The organism is Proteiniclasticum sediminis (assembly GCF_018128025.1).
Classification (GTDB): domain Bacteria; phylum Bacillota; class Clostridia; order Clostridiales; family Clostridiaceae; genus Proteiniclasticum; species Proteiniclasticum sediminis.
Genome location: NZ_JAGSCS010000022.1, coordinates 1 through 17017, shown reverse-complemented (window position 1 = coordinate 17017; position 17017 = coordinate 1). Strand labels below are relative to the sequence as shown.

Below are 17017 nucleotides of genomic sequence, written 5' to 3'. Positions count from 1 at the left end.
GTCTCCACTAAATATAGCACATTTCCTTCCGGTGTGACTCTTTTTTTCACCTCTTCATTCCCTGGATTTCCAAGGACAATCCGAAGTGCTTCACCTGGAAAACACACGACAGGATTAGATCAGCCCTCCGGGTACATCGCCTCCCAAATCCTCAAGGGTTTCCTTCTTCCCCCACAGACTTCTTCGTATCAGCGTTCTTCTTTTCCTGGGCTGCCTCTTTTAGCTTTTTCTTCCGAGACTTTTCCTGACGTTCCGCCTGAATCTCCCGGATCCATTCCCCCACCGGGGCTTTCCACAACTCATTTTTCGCCGGGATATTCTTGATTAGACTTTTGGGGTTCAGTCCCAGCGTCTTGGCGATCTTCACTTCTTCCTCACTCAGTCTGCATTTTTTCTTGGCTTCCTGCCAAAGTTCCTCTCGATACGCCATATATTCATCCTCCCAAGATTTCGGTCAAATCCTCGAGAATCGGGATCTCCCGAAAGTCTCGAATATTCCCCTTTGTTTCATGCTTCCCATTTTACGGGTTCTACCACGGAGAATCAATCCAGTTCTTCCGGTTCCGTCGGCATCAATCTTCCCCTTAATCTCTAATGCCAGGAAGGCTGATAGCCATGCTGCATCTCCTCTGAAGAATTAAATATCCTCATCCCCTAGGAGTTTTCCCCTTTCCCTCCCATACGAACAGCTCGACATGGTCAAACATCGTTATCGACTTCTCCTAAATCAGAAAAATAACTAGACATATTTCTTATTATTCCTTATAATGCTCTTATAAGTAATAATAAGGAGTGTTAATCATGGCTAATAAATACTTAACCGTCGAAGAAATTTCCCAGATGCTGAGCATCCACCCCAAAACCATCCAGCGCTATATCCGCGAAGGAAAACTGTCCGCCACGAAGATCGGAAAAAGCTGGCGGGTCAGCGGTCATGATCTCAGTACCTTTCTGGAAAGCGAAAGTTATCCGAAGGCTTCAGCTGAACCTCCAGAGGAGATAAAAACCATGGCCTCTTCCGTGGTGGATATTCATGTTCACCACCGGGATGATGCCATCCGCATCATGAACACCCTCACGGCCTCGGCCAACGCCAAGCCCCGGGATCTGGGCCAGTCTTCCGTTCACTCTCAGTATATCGAGCGGGAGAAAATGGTTCGCGTCACCCTGTGGGGCAGTGTCCGTTTTATGGCGATCATGATGGACACCTTAAGTGCCCTCACCGATTCTCACCCCCAGGAGGAATAACCCATGAAAACCAGTGTGTTCAAATCCGAAGAGGCCAAGAACCGTTTGAGAACCGCGTATAACCAAATTCTCCGCGCCTTTCCCTTTGAACAGCACCTCCTGGAAACCGCTTTTGGTGAAACCTTCCTGCTGGCCGCTGGCGATGAAGCCCATCTTCCCATCGTCCTTCTCCATGGATCCTGCAGCAACAGCGCCTTCTGGTTTCCCGAGATCATGGCCCTTTCCCGAACTCATCGGGTCTATGCCGTGGATCTTCCCGGAGAAGCGGGAAACAGTACGGAGTATCGTCCGGACCTGGAATCCCCCGCTTTCTCTCTCTGGCTTCAGGAAGTCCTTGATCGTCTTCATCTGGAAAAGACCGCCCTCACCGGGAACTCCCTGGGCGGATGGATGGCTTTGAAGTTTGCCACAGCTTTTCCTCAACGCGTATCATCCCTGACGCTCCTGGCATCCGCGGGTCTAGCCCCCATCCGGGAACAGTTCTTTCACCAGGTAGATCAGCAGTTGTCCGCATCGGGAACCGTCACCGCGAATTCCCAGATCTTGGGTGCAGCACAGATCCCCAAAGAAGTCCTCGACTTCATGAACCTCATCATCGCCAGTTACACCCCTATCCCTTCGTTACCCCTCTTCTCCGAGGATGAACTTCGTCATTTGACCATGCCCGTGCTCTTCATCGATGGGACGGAGGACCCCATCATTGATGGAGAGGCTTCAGCCCAACGGCTCACCCAGCTCCTTCCTCAGGTCACGATTTGTCTGAAGCCGAAGACCGGCCATGTGATCCCCGATGCAATGAAAGAGATCCTTCCCTTTCTTCAACGGCACAGCTAGCAAATTATGCTAACCATGAAATACCAACCAACAGGCAAGCTGGTGATGAATCAGCTTGCCTGTTGGCCGTTCCACAAAACACTTCGGGTTTTGATTCAACTGCTTTTTGTCATCCGTTCCCTTCACTGAATTAGAAGAGCACTAAACCAATCAATGCTTAAGGCTAGATTTATTCTGTTTTAGATTTATTCTTACCTTGAAATCCTACCGTATTCTTCACCAATTGTATTTTGCATGGGCTAGTGCTACAGTGAACTTAGAGCGAAACCCCATTTAAAAGAATGAAAGGATGATGAACATGCCTGCTAAAAAAGTGTTTACAGCAGAAGAAGCCAAAGTGATTGGTGAGAAACTCGGCGTTGACTGGAGCAAATTTGATGTGGAGCAATACCGCATGGGGCTCAATGTGGAGTTGGAACATGGCCTGCGGGATCCCGAGACCAACGTCACCGACGATGACCAAATGATCACGGGGAAGATTGCCCTGGCTCATCTTAAGGAATACCCCGACTACTACACCCGACTGAAAATCATGGAAAACGAAGCTGAAGACTTTTGGGCGAAGAAGTAGAAACTTAAAAGATGACTCCCTCCTCTTGTCCATTTTTTATTCAGTGATCTTCAACTTTTCCTCGATCCATATTTTATTCCGCAAAAGAATTCCTCAGCCACGGTATACGGCGTGTAACCTTTGAATGAGGATCAATAAATAGCAACGTTTGATCTTCCTGAAAATGCTTCTCTTCTCATCGGATGAAGATAAGCTTATTCGCTTTGACCGCAGAGATTGGGGATGTTTCGAAGTCCAGCAGTTTGCTGCCTTTTTGCAGGACTTTTATCCTGCATAACTTAACGAGGAGGATGGTTATCTTGAGTGAATCTCCCAAGGGGTGTACTTGCAATGGAGATTGCTGTCCCACGGAACCCATGAACCGTGAAATCCAAATCGATTTTCTGTACCTCGACCTTAAAACCTGCACCCGATGCCAAGGTACAGAAACCAATCTAGACCAGGCTATCCGAGAGGCAGCCCCAGTGTTAAGATCTGCCGGCTATACGATTCATGTCCGGAGTATTTGCATTTCTACGCCGGAGTTAGCCAAGGAGCATCGTTTTCTAAGTTCGCCTACCCTGCGGCTCAACGGCCATGAAATTGATCTGATGGTCACGGAAACACCATGCAAAGACTGCGGAGATCTCTGTGGAGAGACAGTGGACTGCCGTACATGGAATTACCAAGGGATTGAACATGCTTTACCGCCTAAGGAAATGATCATTAATGCGCTGTTAAAAGAAATCTATGGTATGCAGGATCAAGAGAGGACGATCTCCAACAATTACGCTCTGCCTGAAAACTTAAAAATATTTTTCGAGGGTCTCAATGGATCATCATCGTGATGGGACGAGCAATCTAGGGAAACTCACTGGCATAGGAAAACAGGAATCCGCTGTGATGGCGTTGCTCGATGTCAGTGCGACGCAAATCCTATTTGGAGGATCTTCAATCTGATCCCGTTTCGAAATGCCTTTTCACGCCTCTTTCAACGCTTTTATTCCATTTCACAGCCTTCACTGAAACATCAATGCAGATCCTTTATACGATGAGCATTCATCCCCTGAAAGGGGTTGAATGACTAAAAATCAGCCAAAATAGCAAAAAAATCCCGCCAAAGCTTATGGGAAGCTTCGGCAGGATTTTTCCTGTGAGCATGTAACTTATCGTTTTTCCAGGATTTCTTTAATAGCACTCGCTTTCAAAACTTTGCCATAGGAAACAACTTCCTCATCGATGACCAGCCCTGGGGTGGACATGATGCCATAGGATGCAATGTCCTTAAAATCGGTAACTTTGATGATTTCGGCCTCCAGACCAAGCTCTTTCAGGGCTTCTTCCGTGTTGTTAGCCAGCGTGACACAGTTTCTGCATCCGGGTCCCAATACCTTAATTTTCATGAATACTCTCTCCTTTATATCGAAAAAATTTGGATAACTAAATAAACAAATAGCTGAATGCGTTGAAGGCATAACCAATGATGATAATTCCAATGGACACAATGCTGAAGAAGATGAAGAGAAGCTTTGGCTTAACAACCTTGGACAGCATAACCAGAGACGGCAGGGATAAGGCTGTAACCCCCATCATGAAGGACAGGGCGGTTCCCAGTCCCACACCTTTGGCAATCAAGGCTTCTGCAATGGGAAGCGTTCCAAAAATATCGGCATACATGGGAACGCCCACAAGGGTTGCCACCAGCACAGACCACCATTTATCCGCACCAATCAGGGACGTGATCAGTGCCTCGGGAATATAGTTATGTATTGCAGCTCCGATGCCGACCCCGATCAGGACGTAGATCCATACTTTACGGATGATGTCCAAGACCTGATCCCGGGCAAATTCCATTCTCTCCCGCTTCGTCATGACATTCTCGTCACTGACTTCCATATTGTTGCTATAGACAAAGGATTCCACATAGGATTCCAGCTTGAGCTTGCCGATAATCGTGCCGCCAATTACGGCAAGAATCAGTCCAACGGCCACATAAGCGAGGGCAATTTTCCAGTTAAATATCCCTGCCAGGAGGATCACCGATGCCAAATCCACTAAGGGTGAGGAAATCAGGAAGGAAAACGTCGTGCCGATGGGCAGCCCTGCGCTGGTAAATCCGATAAACAATGGAATCGATGAACAGGAGCAAAATGGAGTAATGGTACCCAAAAGTGCCGCCAGGATATTTGCTGTGATTCCATTGAATCCCCCCAGGATTTTTTTGGTACGCTCTGGCGGAAAGAAACTTTGAATGTAAGAAATCATAAAGATCAGGGCCGAGAGCAGAATAAAGATCTTCACCACGTCATAGATGAAGAAGTGTACACTGGCTCCAAGCCGTTCAGTCATGCTTAAGCCGAACACATTGACTACCAGCATCTCCACCAAATTATAGAGCCACTCCATTTTTAGGAACTGATTATTGATAAATTCGAAAATGATCATCCCGAGTCTCCTTTACGTTACATGAGTATATTCACATCTACAGCGGTAGGCGTGTTGGTAAACTGTGCTTTCGTCGCGATTTTTTGATAGTCTTCCAAAAGTTTGGGGTAGTTTTCCAGATTTACAGCAATATTGGTAAGTATATGCTGAAGCACTTCATTTTCTTCACGAAGCCGATAATAGACATATTTCTCTTTTCGGCTATCCAGGACCAAGTTGAGATCCCGAAGCTTCGACAGTCCCTTGGAGACGGTGGGTTGCGGTACACCCAGGATTCCGCTGATTTCACAGACACAGAGTTCATCGAAATGCAACAGCATCACAATTCGAAGTCTCGTTTCGTCCGATAGGGTTTTAAAAATATTCATCAGTTCATTCATGATACTCTTCCCTCCTCATCAACATGCAGATATTCTCATATGGGAATATGATAATATTACTCTTTCTTCACAAACCTGTCAATCATTGCTAAAAAATAACAAAGCGAAGGCAGCTTCGCCTCTCCCAAGATGCGAAATCCTCGCCAGGAACAAAAAACAGCGAAATCCAAAAGGCTGGGAACGTTCAACTTCCCAGCCTTTTCTGAAGAACGCAGCAAGCTGTATTCTTCGAATTATTTCTTTCCCCAGCCAGAAGACGCTCCCCCTCGCCGATGACAAACCTTTTGGACTAAACCTTTGTCTGTTTGGAAGAGCTCGTCCTGGCATATTGAAAAACCGTAGCACGCTATCTCCTTCTAGCGATTTTCCACGAACTGCTGAAACTCTTTTTTCAGATCGATACCTTCATTCTGGAGTAAATCTTTGGCCAAATAGTATCCACTGGCCATGACGGCGGATACGCCGAACCCGGGAAACACCCATTGCCCGACAAAATGGAGGTCCTTAATGGGCGTACTCTGGCGCAAGTACTTTCCATAAGCCTTCTCTTCGATGGACCACCCCATGAAGGATCCCTCCTGGCTGTAGGTGTAGCGTTCAAAGGTAATGGGGGTGGAAAATTCATGGGCCTGCACAGCACGGCGAAAATCCTCCCCTAAATGCTCCGTGATTCGCTGAAGGATCGTCTCTTCCACCTGTTTCTTCAGCTCTCGGTATGCTTTTCCCCGTTCCTGACCAGGTCCTGTCCGCCACTGGTCTTCGTAGTGGTATCCCAAGGGTACAAGCGCCACCAGGGGCCGATATATGTCCCCATCCCGTTTCGGATAGATGTTGATCACCACGGGCACATTCTCTGGGGTATACTCCTCCGGTTTCATCTGATAGGCCTTCCTTCCGGCGATGGTGATGCATTCCGTCTGCTGAAAATCATAGGTATCGTCCACAGCGAGAAACAGGGTACAGATCGCCGGAAAGATTTTCCGGCCTTCCATGGTCTTCTTTAAGGAGAACAGGGCTCGGTCTTCGCCTTTCATCCACTTCAGGGTATGCTGAGGCGAAGCGTTGCTGATCACCGCCCCATAATAGACCTGACCGGAAGCGGTTTTCACCCCATGGGCTTTCCCGCCTTCCACGAGAATCTCCGTGACTTCCTCCCGCAGCTTCAAAACTCCACCGGCTTTCGAGAGGGCAGCTGCAGCGGCATCGGGGATGGCCTGCATACCGCCCAGGGGATACTCGCCTTTTCCGAAGACACCCCACTGATAGGCAAAGGCCATAAACACCATGGGATAAGGGCAGTAGGCATAAATGGCGGATTTCAGCTCCTCGGCATCTGTCAGTTTGTCCAGAACTTTGGCCACATCCTTGACGCCATACTTCATGAAAGTTGGCTTCTTTCGCCAGGAATGGATTCCAAACTTCACCAGTTCCAGGAGATGGAGATCATAGGGCGGCTCCGGTGCTTCGGTGCCGGAAAACATCTCGGTGACGATTCGCTCCATCCGCTGAAAAATCCGGTTCACCTCTTCTGCCTGTTGGGGAAACGCTTCCTGAAAGTCCTCTTTCAGCCGGCCGGGTCTGAAGATGTGGGGCTTCCCTTCAATATAGGCATGCATCTCTCCCCGGCACGGAACGGTGGGAATCCACTCCCCACCCCAGTAAACTAAAAACTGCTGGATGGTTTCTTTTTTCTTTAGATCATAAAGCCCATAGATCCCCAGATCATAATGAACACCTTGGCGCGCAAAGGATGTCACTAATCCCCCGGGGATCTGATGTTTCTCCAGAACCAGAACCTTTTTCCCATGCTTTGCCAGAAAGTTTGCCGCACTCAAGCCGCCCATACCTGCACCAATGACAATATAGTCAAATGTCTCCATATCTTTCCTCCAAGTGCCTCTATCCTGAAGCCGCATCAAAATCCAAAACACTTAAAACTGCCCGAATAACTTCGCTGAATCCAACTTGAACCCATCTTCGCGATCATCGGTTCATGCATAATCTCCATGAACCTTCACACCTCTGCATACTGTATTCAGAACTTCCAAAACCTCCAGCTTTCATCCTCGCTGATGTTTGCCTGCAAAATAATGGAGTTATTCCCTGGGATGATTAGTAGGGATTCCGATAGATGTAGATCCCTAAGGAAAGACTGGCGATGAAGATAAGCGCAGAGAGCACCACCAGCCCCCACTTCTTTTGCTTGTATCCGGAATACATTCCATAGAGAGCTCCGGCGATGACAACAATCCCAAAGGCCATGGTCTTCACTCCTTAATCCTTTCTGTCTTCTTTAGCGGACTTCACTCAAGAGTCATATTCTTCCCTAAACTTCTTTCTCGAAAATAAGATCCATTTCCTGGATATGGCCGGTTCCTCGCTGCACTGCCGGGATTACCGTGACAAAACGCCATCCGTTTTCGGCCCGCCGGGTAATGATTCTTTTGTAGTCTTCGGTTCCATAAGAGTTGCCCGATAAAGGTCCCCATCCCGACATACTGCTGGTGATTCGCTCATACTCGTACCGATACATCTTATTCTCCTTTTTATTCCGATGATATAGCGTCTTTTCCTATTCTCATTATCGCATCATCACCAGCGATAAATCCAGTGAAAGGGCAAAGTCTTTTCATTATTTACTCTAGAAGTCATCCAAATTTACTCTAGAAGTCATCCAACGATCTCCAGGCACAAGGATAACCTAATATCTTCCCGGACACCTGTAAATCAGGACTGCGGGGGACCCAAAAGCACCCCGATGAGTAAAGTGGCAACGCCAAGAAAGAGAAAGATGCCCCAAGGGATGGCCAGATAGACAAGGAGCGCCCGGTCCTTCTTCCCATAGAGGGCATAAAGACCCACGACCGATGCCGCCATGGCAAAGGCAAAATGAAGATAGATGAACGTTCCCAAAAGAGGACTGTTAATCGGATTCGGATCTTCCACCGTATTTCCGCTCGCCCGAGATAGTGTTCCCCCTGCCACCGAAAATCCAACCGACAAGAGGAGAAAGAGTACCGCAAGCATCCCTGCCTTTGATGAAGGTTTGAGCTGAAGTTTCATTTTTATCCCTCCTTTCTTCGTGGGAACCTGGAGCAGCTTGAACATGAACGAGCTTTTCTTGCGGATCATGAAGACTTCCTGACTTGAATTAGACTTATTTTGCGATATCCGGAGACTTCCCATGGCTGCGGAAGCCCTCACTGCCGGTGCTCGCCTTCAGCACCTTCTCCACCCGGGAGATCTCCAGGGAGAGTTCTTCTGCCATCTCTTCCGGGCTCATCCCCCATTCCTGGCCTTGAAGGATAAGCTCCACCTGGAGGACGTTCAGGCCAAAATAACCTTGATACTTGTCGGTAATTCCCGGAAGAATATCCGGATTCGGAGTGCGGCGAAGGATCTCCTGGGGGATCTCCAGGTATTCCCCCAGCTGCAGAACCTGACTGCGGTGGAGATTCTTCAGGGGCATGAGATCCGCGCCGTCATCAATCCCATATTTTACAAAGAGCCCCATCATCTGTTCGGTCTTATGGGCTGCACCCACCACCAGCAGCTGATTTTCCTCGGCAATCTTATAGGTGACCAAAAGCCGGGCTCTCTGCTTGGCCTGCACTTTTGCCACCAGCTTTCGGGAGGCGGGATCTAAGGTTCCCTGCAGTTCCTGCTGATAAAGCTCCTCCGCGGTCTGTCCTTTTTTCTTGAGGTACTGAGCCACCATATTTTTCCACCGTTCCCTGCCCGAAAGGGCAGCCAGGTAGAGCCGATAGGTTCCCAGTCCCCGGAGGATGGGGGTGATGTTAATCTTCCTTGTGCGGATCCCCAGATGGCGGGCAATCCTTTCTCCATAGATATTGGCTTCCGGATTTCCCCAATGTTCCGGCAGCTGAAGGCCCAGGACCTTTTCTTTTCCCACGGCCCTGACGCATAATGCAGCCACCACACTGGAATCCAATCCCCCGGAGATTGGGACGACGATGCCGAACTTTTTGGAGTGCAAAAATTCTTCACGAAGAAACTCGGTCAGTTTCTGGCAGAGGCTTGGGGCGTCGATTTGAAGGACATCCTTGGTGAGTTTGGGATGGGCTGCCATGGTAATACCTCCTTTCTCCCGAGATGGGTCCGCGAGATAAATCTTCTGTGATGAGGGATCTTAAGGTCTTTAGCTCAAAAACTCTTACATCAGTCCCACTTTTCGCCCTGACGATCTGGAGACTTTTGGCGAGTCATCGGTAATGCTGCAAATTTCTGAGGCCAAGATTGCTTGAAGATCAGATAGAACGGCGGGTTCTTCCAATACTGGGGAGCACTTCTCCAAATCAGATGTCGCTTTTAGCGCTACCATGAGTTCATCTATCTACCCAGTATCCCACCTCGGAAAAATCAACATATTTAATCCGTAACTACCGGGATCTCTACATGCACTTCCCCTTTTAGAGTGTCATTTCTCTTAATTTGCTGTCCAGGCTCTCGGCCAGAATGACGAAAATGAACCAGGTCAGAATGATTCCAGGGTGAAAAGAAACATAGCCATTTGTGGTGTTAAAGGCTGAGGGAGTATACCAGTTATAATCCCAGGCTTTGATCCCCATCTGATGAAACAAAGTTCCCCAGAGATATTCAGCCAGATAGAACAGAAGCAAAAACACCAATGGATTCCCTAATCTTTGAACTCCGATCTTCTTTAAGAATACTTGGACGGGATAAACAACGAAGGGGATCGTACCATACACAAGGAGCATCCAAGTGCTGGCGGTCTGGATGGCATGGATGTTCAAGTGCCCTCCCAGGACCTGCTGCACTGTGGTCACCAGAACATCATAGCCCATGCCCATCATGGCAAACATAATGACTCTAACCCTCATGTTTTTGCCGAACTCTGTTCCTGCTAGCTTCATCTATGGTCACCTCCATGGTTTCTTCAACTGAACAACGACTGCATTCATAATCCACCGATATGGTTCTAAAACCTTCGCTTAGATTGATATCCTTCACCCTCTGGAGTTCCATTTTCCCTGAACGCTATCTTTTAAGGAACTTTCGCAGTCTTTCCCACATGCTGCTACCTACACAGGATTAGGCGAGCGATCTCTACAATGAGTGCCGTAAGATAACCGAATCCTTATGATTCCTATAGAGATTTACGCTCCTTGCCAAGTCATCAGCCTCTTGACAAATGTGCCGTGGACTCATGAATGATGATGTTTTCATAACTTCATTATCCCACCACTTCCCGGAAAATACACAGCAGAGTCCCCAGTCAGACTATAAACTTTCTCTAAACAGACAGCTTTGTCAAAACCTGCTTAAAGAGTATTCTTGGTTAATTTTATCCGGTCCAGGGTCAAATCTAACTAAGAAAACCTCGTATAATCCAACATAACGTGTTGGATTATACGAGGTTTAGTGGTTGTTAAGTTTACGCGACGATGCAACACTTCTCTCTGCACCATAAAATGCTTATGTAACCAAAGAGCTCAGTTGATTGATTTATCTTATTGCCTGCAAATTAATAGATCGTCTTCCCCGTAGTACGGTACTCTTCGTAGAGCTCCTTTAAGGCAGCATTCTCGACTCGGGTCATGGTGAGGCAGCATTCTTCTCCCCGGAAATATCCGGCGATTTTACTGTCCCGAAATCCCAGGGTATCTGCCTCTTCCATAGGTGCCCCGTAATAAACTTCCTGGATATTCGCCCAGACGATGGCCGAGAAACACATGGGACAGGGCTCTCCCGTGGTGTAGAGAACACATCCCGTAAGATCATAGGTCTTTAGCATCGTTCCAGCCCTCCGAATAGCCACAATCTCCGCATGGGCTGTGGGATCCGAGGAGCTTAACACTTCGTTGCTGGCAATACTGATGACTTTTCCACCCTTCACCACAACAGCACCGAAGGGTCCTCCTTTTCCCGCATGCATCCCTTTTCGGGCCTCTTCTACGGCAAGCTCCATAAATTGACGGGCATTGGCCAAATCTTCCTTCATCCTGCTCACTTCCTTTTTTCTTCTCGAAGTTCGTGGAACAGATGCTCTAAATTTCATCGCCAATTCTTGGTGAAAGAACTCACGTCCAAATCTCAGTTCTTCTTGGTAACTCCATTATATCAGCCTTCATCGGAGAGATCGAGATCACCTTCGATACTGACGCTCAACTCATCCTTATCATGAATATGGCCTCGAAATTTCATGATGACAAAAGGCTAGCGCAGTTTAGCTCTAGCCTTTCGTAAGCTCTTTCTCTTTATCGTAACTACCTGCTGTTCTCATCTCTGCGAAACGATTCTAAAATTTCGTGGGGTTAAGAACCTAGACTATTTTGTCTTTCCGATATTGTCAGTATTCATATGCTCTCCAGTTACGGCAAAGATCACCCATTCTGCGATGTTCTGGGCATGGTCGCCGATGCGTTCGAAGTATTTGGCGATCATCAACAAATCGATGGCCTGTTCCCCGTTGTTCACATCCTGGCGAATCAGGTCGATGAGATAATTTTTCACCGTAAGAAACAGATTGTCCACGATGTCATCATCATAGCAAACCTGAAGGGCCAGTTCTTTGTCTTTGGTGACAAAGGCTGTGACGCTTCGCTTCACCATGCTGATGGTCGCTTCAGCCATCTGCGGGATGTGGACGAGTTTATTGATAAACGTTTTATTTCCGAAAAACTTGGTGATCTCTGCAATATCTTCCGCATTATCCCCGATACGCTCCATATCGGTGATCAGCTTCAGTGCCGCCTCAATAAGCCGCAAATCCGAAGCCACGGGTTGCTGCTGAACCAGAAGAGTCATACAGTGCTGCTCGATGGTTTTTTCCATCTCGTCAATCTCCATTTCCAGGGCATTGACGATTCTCACCAGAGTCATGTCCTGATTCACCAAGGCCTTGACGCTGGTTTCGATGGCTGTGGTAATCAGATTGCCCATTTTTTCTATTTCGCCGTTTAACATCTCCAGTTCTTTGTCAAATCTCATTCTCATCCTCATAACCTCCAAAACTGTTTTATTGAATCCGATTCAAAGCCCAGAAACGTTCTCTTCGTTTCATCTGGGGAGTTCTCATCAACGACTCCGAGGAGTCGTTTTCTAGGTTTGGCTCGCTCATGGGACTTAACCAAATCGACCAGTAATATAGTCGCTGGTTCGTCGATCCTTGGGATTCGTGAACACATCCCTCGTCTCCCCAGTCTCGATGAGATTTCCCATAAGCATGAAGGTCACCTGATCGGCTACCCGCGCAGCCTGATGGACCGTATGGGGGGCTAGGATAATGGTGTACTGATCCTTCAGCATGCGCAGCGAGTCTTCGATTTTTGCTGTGGAGACGGGATCCAGTGCTGAGCAGGGTCGATCCAGGAGGATTACTTCCGGTTCCAGGGCCAAGACCCGGGCAATACAGAGACGCTGCTGCTGACCTCCGGATAACCGAGTGGCTGGGGTATGTAGGCGATCCTTGACATCTTCCCAGAGGGCAGCCATTCTTAAGGATTTTTCCACTTTCTCTTCCAGGACAGACATGGCTTTTATCCCGTTCATCCGAGGTCCCAGGACAAGATTGTCGAAAATGGACATGGGCAAAGGAGTAGGGACATCAAAGACCATGCCGACTTTTCGCCGAAGCTCTGCCACGGGCATCTCCGCATCATAGATGCTCTTGCCGTCCAGCAGGATTTCGCCTTCGGCTCGGGCTCCCGGAATCAGGTCATTCAACCGATTCAGTGTTCGAAGGAGCGTCGTGATTCCGCTGTTGGCCGGACCAAAGCAGGCTTCTATGGTATTAGGCTGGACTTCCAGGTTCAAGTTTCGGATGACATGCTTTTTGCCATAGAAGAAATTCAGATCTTTTATGGAGATTTTCGCTGTTGAAGTCATTCTCCCCCTCCTATCGGCCCTTCGCCACGAATCGATTAACCGGAATGTTAAACACGACGTTGATGATAAAAATCAGGATGATCAGGAGCGCTGCAGTGCCGTAGGCACTCTCCATGGATATGCCTTCCCGGGCCAGGATGTAGAAATGAATGGCCATGGTTCGGGTGGGGGACATGATGGAGGTGGGCATTCGCAGGGCAGATCCTGCCGTAAGCATCACGGCGGCGGTTTCCGCCACGCAGCGTCCGATACTTAAGATGACCCCATTGACGATTCCCGGCAGTGCCGATGGAAAAACGGTTTTGGTGATGGTTTGCCACTTGGTGGCCCCCAGGGAATAGCCCACTTCGCGATAGAGGTTAGGCACAGTTCGGATGGCTTCTTCCGAAGTTCGGATGATGGTGGGCAGGATCATGATGGCCATGGTCAGCCCGCCGGACAGTACCGACCACCCCAGTTTCAGGTAGGTCACAAAGAAGATGAAGCCGAAGAGGCCATAGACAATGGAAGGAATCCCCGCCAGGGATTCTGCACTGAAGCGGATCACCCGGGTAATCTTGCTTTCCTTCGTATACTCCGTCAGGTAGAAGGCAGTGCCGATGCCAAAGGGCATGGCCACGATGATGGCCACGGCCGTGACCATGAGGGTTCCCACGATGGTGGAGGAAATCCCTCCGGAACGGCCCATGTTTCGGGGAATCTCCGTCAGATAGGCCCAACTGATCTCCGGAAGTCCTTTACCGAGGATATAGAGGATAATGGCAAAGAGCACCACCAGAACGAGAAGCGCGGCAGACCAGATGATGACTTTGGCGATTCGTTGCGTCGTTTTCGCATTCATGTTCATCCTCACCTCACTTCTTTCTCGTAATATACTGGGCTGTAGCATTGAGGATCATAATAACCACAAAGAGGACAATGCCGGTGGCGAAAAGCGCTTGCTGATGTTCGCCCGAAGCATAGCCCATTTCGATGCCAATGTTGGTGGTCAGGGTTCGTACGGGATCCAGGATGGATTCCGGAATGGCTACTGCATTGCCCAGGACCATGATGACGGCCATGGTCTCGCCAATGGCGCGGCCAATGCCCAAAATCACTGCTGAGACGATTCCTGACTTGGCTGCCGGCAGCAGCACGGAGGATATAGTCTGCCAGTGGGTAAGTCCCAGGGCTAGACCGCCTTCCTTGTACTGGCGGGGAAGAGAGAGCAGGGATACTTCCGTGATGCTGATGATGGTGGGCAGAATCATGATGGCCAGGATGATGGATCCTGCCAGGATGCTCAGGCCCGGGCCGCCCAGGTTATCCCGGATAAATGGGACGATGAAGAGCACGCCCCAAAAGCCGTAGACCACGGAAGGGATGCCCGCCAGAAGCTGGATGGCGGGGCGAAAAATATTTCGTAGCGTGGGAGGGGCAAACTCCGCCAAAAAAATGGCACAGCAGATGGCAATAGGAACCCCGATGATGGTGGCCCCCAGGGTCACCGAGACGGAGCCGATGATCATGGGAAAGATCCCAAAAGCCCCTTGGCTGGGGGCCCATTTCATGCCAAAGATAAAGTTAAAAAGCCCCACTTTGGAAATGATGGGAACGCCTTGCACCAGGATAAACACCGTGATCAGCGCCAGGACGGACAAGGAGGATAGGGCAATGATGAAAAAGATACTTCCGGTGGACTTTTCTTTCATATTCTTCATTTTCCTGCTCCTTTCGTGGGGATGAGGCCTTCATCATTGAGCATTTTTTGTCCTTCTTCCGAGAGGACAAACTCCACAAACTTCTGGGTTTCTCCTGTAGGTTCACTCTGGGACACAAACAAGAAGGGTCTGGCGAGGGTATAGGACCCGTTCATGATGTTGTCATGGGTGGCGGCGACGCCATCCAAGTGGACCGCTTTCACCGTTTGATCCACCAGACCCAGGGAAATGTAACCTATGGCATTGGGATCCCCTTTAACCAGCTGCCGGACGGATCCGTTGGAATCCTGAACAATGGCTTTGGGGGTGATTTCTATTTTCTCCATGACCAGCTCGGTGAAGGCGCTTCGGGTACCGGAGCCTTCTTCGCGGGTGATGATGTGGATTTTTGCATCATTCCCGCCCACTTCACTCCAGTTGGTGATTTCTGCCGAATAAATCTTCTGGATCTGCTCCAGGGTCAGATTTTCGATGGGGTTTGAGGCATTCACAATCACCGCCAGACCATCTTTGGCAATTTCAACGCTCCAGAGATTCTTCTCCTCTTCTTTCAGGGATCTGGAGGACATGCCTAGATTGGCAATCCCGGATTTGGCGGCGGAGATTCCTGCGGAAGAACCGCCTCCCTGAACATCAATCTCTGACCCCGGATGCAGGATGGCATACTCTTCGGCCAATACTTCTGCATAGGGTTGAACTGAAGTGGAACCGGCCACGATGACACTGGCCTCCGGGGCTTTCCCGCAGGCGGATGCCGACAGGAGATTCAGGAACAGCATCGACAGGAGTAGCACACTTTTAAGTTTGCTTGTTGAACTCAATTTTTTATTCCTCTTTTTCATCTTTCTCACACAAATTCAAGCTCCTTTTGGATCCTTTCGGACATCATGCCTGAAATATAAGCTCCTCGTTTGAGATTTCCTCGAGAATTGCGTTTAGCCGAATCTTCCCGTGATATAGTCTTCTGTGCGCTTGTCTTTGGGATTGGAAAAGAGTTGTGCCGTAGGCGCATACTCCACCAGCTGTCCCGCTTTGTCATCGGCCATCATCATGAAGGCGGTCATGTCCGATACCCGGGCTGCCTGCTCCATATTGTGGGTCACGATGACAATGGTGTAGGTTTTGGCGATTTCCTGCATCAAATCTTCGATTTTTTGGGTGGACTCCGGATCAAGGGCACTGCAGGACTCATCCATGAGAAGAACTTCAGGTTTTATAGCCAGGGCCCGGGCAATACAAAGCCGCTGCTGTTCACCGGGGGCGAGATCAAAGGCTGGCTTGTGCAACTGGCTCTTCACTTCATCCCACAGCGCCACTTCCCGAAGGCTTTTCTCCACGATGGCTTCGAGCTCCTTGGCCTTCTTCACTCCAAAGTGTTTGGGCCCAAAGGCTATATTGTCATAAACGGACATGGGAAATGGATTAGGTTTCTGGAAAACCATTCCCACGCGTTTTCGAAGCGTAACCACATCCATATCCTTCTGATAGATGGATTTTCCATCCAGCAGGATATCCCCTTCCACCCGGGTACCCGGGATCAGGTCATTCATTCGGTTAAAAAGCCGAAGAAGTGAAGACTTCCCGCACCCGGAAGGCCCGATAAGGGCCGTGATGGAACATTCCTTAATCTCGAAGTTCACATCCCGCAAGGCTTGAAAATCGCCATAAAAAAGATTTAGTCCTTTGGTTTCAATTTTGGTTTGCTGTTGAGGCTTCATGATTCGGTCTTCCATATCTTCCCTCACACACCTTTTCTTTCTGATGTTAAGCTAGAAATCTGCTGTTTAAGCTCATTATATCACTCGTTAAAACTGATAACATGAAAATTCTTTGTTCACAGGTATAGTTGTAAGGTGTCAAGTAAAATAAGCCAATTTTCGCCACAAAGTATACCACTATTTCACGACTTCATCAGTTGTGTGTTTGATTTAGTCTAATATTGATTTTCTGTGCTTGAGCCGATATCCATCACCACTCATGTTGAAGATTTC

At 48.7% G+C, this 17017-nt stretch carries 21 protein-coding genes; 4 read left to right on the top strand and 17 right to left on the bottom strand.

The genetic code is table 11. The features are described from left to right. Positions 1-151: 151 nt before the first annotated feature. Positions 152-430 carry a hypothetical protein gene (locus tag KCG48_RS12745; protein ID WP_211802587.1) on the bottom strand — a complete coding sequence of 93 codons (279 nt, stop codon included), beginning with the start codon at positions 428-430 and terminating at the stop codon, positions 152-154. A gap of 371 nt (positions 431-801) precedes the next feature. On the opposite strand from KCG48_RS12745, the gene KCG48_RS12740 reads away from it, so the two are divergent. The 4 genes from KCG48_RS12740 (at position 802) to KCG48_RS12725 (ending at position 3480) form a co-directional block, all read left to right on the top strand. Continuing rightward, the gene (locus KCG48_RS12740) at positions 802-1248 is read left to right on the top strand and encodes a helix-turn-helix domain-containing protein (RefSeq protein WP_211802586.1); all 447 of its coding nucleotides are present in this window, start codon (positions 802-804) and stop codon (positions 1246-1248) included. A 3-nt stretch (positions 1249-1251) separates the two neighbouring features. Continuing rightward, on the top strand, positions 1252-2082 hold the full coding sequence (locus tag KCG48_RS12735; protein ID WP_211802585.1) for an alpha/beta fold hydrolase: 831 nt from the start codon (positions 1252-1254) through the stop codon (positions 2080-2082). Positions 2083-2380: 298 nt separating this feature from the next. Further along, complete coding sequence (locus KCG48_RS12730) at positions 2381-2653, top strand: DUF5661 family protein (RefSeq protein ID WP_211802584.1); 273 nt, start codon at positions 2381-2383, stop codon at positions 2651-2653. A gap of 356 nt (positions 2654-3009) precedes the next feature. After that, positions 3010-3480, top strand: coding sequence for a DUF2703 domain-containing protein (locus tag KCG48_RS12725; protein ID WP_211802583.1), 471 nt, complete (start codon positions 3010-3012; stop codon positions 3478-3480). 318 nt (positions 3481-3798) lie between these two features. Here the strand turns inward: KCG48_RS12725 and KCG48_RS12720 are convergent, their stop codons facing one another. The 16 genes from KCG48_RS12720 to pstB all read right to left on the bottom strand — a co-directional run bounded on the left by KCG48_RS12720 (position 3799) and on the right by pstB (position 16744). Beyond that, a complete protein-coding gene (locus KCG48_RS12720; RefSeq protein ID WP_211802582.1) occupies positions 3799-4035 on the bottom strand; it encodes a thioredoxin family protein in 237 nt (78 codons plus the stop codon). A 37-nt stretch (positions 4036-4072) separates the two neighbouring features. Beyond that, positions 4073-5077, bottom strand: a complete 1005-nt coding sequence (locus KCG48_RS12715; protein WP_211802581.1) for a permease — start codon at positions 5075-5077, stop codon at positions 4073-4075. 17 nt (positions 5078-5094) lie between these two features. Further along, the gene (locus KCG48_RS12710) at positions 5095-5457 is read right to left on the bottom strand and encodes an ArsR/SmtB family transcription factor (protein WP_211802580.1); all 363 of its coding nucleotides are present in this window, start codon (positions 5455-5457) and stop codon (positions 5095-5097) included. Positions 5458-5813: 356 nt separating this feature from the next. Beyond that, positions 5814-7337: a phytoene desaturase family protein gene (locus tag KCG48_RS12705; protein WP_211802579.1), complete on the bottom strand. Its 1524-nt coding sequence runs from the start codon at positions 7335-7337 to the stop codon at positions 5814-5816. A gap of 232 nt (positions 7338-7569) precedes the next feature. Further along, complete coding sequence (locus tag KCG48_RS12700; RefSeq protein WP_211802578.1) at positions 7570-7719, bottom strand: hypothetical protein; 150 nt, start codon at positions 7717-7719, stop codon at positions 7570-7572. 64 nt (positions 7720-7783) lie between these two features. Beyond that, positions 7784-7990, bottom strand: coding sequence for a DUF4177 domain-containing protein (locus tag KCG48_RS12695; RefSeq protein WP_211802577.1), 207 nt, complete (start codon positions 7988-7990; stop codon positions 7784-7786). Positions 7991-8184: 194 nt separating this feature from the next. Then, positions 8185-8520 (bottom strand): hypothetical protein, encoded by a 336-nt coding sequence (locus tag KCG48_RS12690; protein WP_211802576.1) that lies wholly within the window; start codon positions 8518-8520, stop codon positions 8185-8187. A gap of 94 nt (positions 8521-8614) precedes the next feature. Continuing rightward, positions 8615-9547, bottom strand: a complete 933-nt coding sequence (gene nadE, locus KCG48_RS12685) for an NAD(+) synthase (RefSeq protein ID WP_211802575.1) — start codon at positions 9545-9547, stop codon at positions 8615-8617. A 340-nt stretch (positions 9548-9887) separates the two neighbouring features. Further along, positions 9888-10352 (bottom strand): hypothetical protein, encoded by a 465-nt coding sequence (locus KCG48_RS12680; RefSeq protein ID WP_211802574.1) that lies wholly within the window; start codon positions 10350-10352, stop codon positions 9888-9890. A 611-nt stretch (positions 10353-10963) separates the two neighbouring features. Continuing rightward, positions 10964-11440 (bottom strand): nucleoside deaminase, encoded by a 477-nt coding sequence (locus KCG48_RS12675; RefSeq protein ID WP_211802573.1) that lies wholly within the window; start codon positions 11438-11440, stop codon positions 10964-10966. A 326-nt stretch (positions 11441-11766) separates the two neighbouring features. Beyond that, positions 11767-12435 (bottom strand): phosphate signaling complex protein PhoU, encoded by a 669-nt coding sequence (gene phoU / locus KCG48_RS12670; RefSeq protein ID WP_211802572.1) that lies wholly within the window; start codon positions 12433-12435, stop codon positions 11767-11769. 129 nt (positions 12436-12564) lie between these two features. After that, entirely contained in the window at positions 12565-13326 is a 762-nt protein-coding gene (locus KCG48_RS12665; RefSeq protein WP_211802571.1) for a phosphate ABC transporter ATP-binding protein, read from the bottom strand. Positions 13327-13336: 10 nt separating this feature from the next. Next, entirely contained in the window at positions 13337-14167 is an 831-nt protein-coding gene (pstA, locus tag KCG48_RS12660; RefSeq protein WP_408004732.1) for a phosphate ABC transporter permease PstA, read from the bottom strand. Between the two features lie 13 nt (positions 14168-14180). Next, positions 14181-15026, bottom strand: coding sequence for a phosphate ABC transporter permease subunit PstC (gene pstC / locus KCG48_RS12655; protein WP_211802569.1), 846 nt, complete (start codon positions 15024-15026; stop codon positions 14181-14183). Beyond that, positions 15023-15847 (bottom strand): phosphate ABC transporter substrate-binding protein, encoded by an 825-nt coding sequence (locus tag KCG48_RS12650; RefSeq protein WP_230977126.1) that lies wholly within the window; start codon positions 15845-15847, stop codon positions 15023-15025. Before KCG48_RS12650 ends, pstC begins: the two co-directional genes overlap by 4 nt. Positions 15848-15961: 114 nt before the next feature. Beyond that, positions 15962-16744: a phosphate ABC transporter ATP-binding protein PstB gene (pstB, locus tag KCG48_RS12645; RefSeq protein WP_408004734.1), complete on the bottom strand. Its 783-nt coding sequence runs from the start codon at positions 16742-16744 to the stop codon at positions 15962-15964. Positions 16745-17017: the final 273 nt, after the last annotated feature.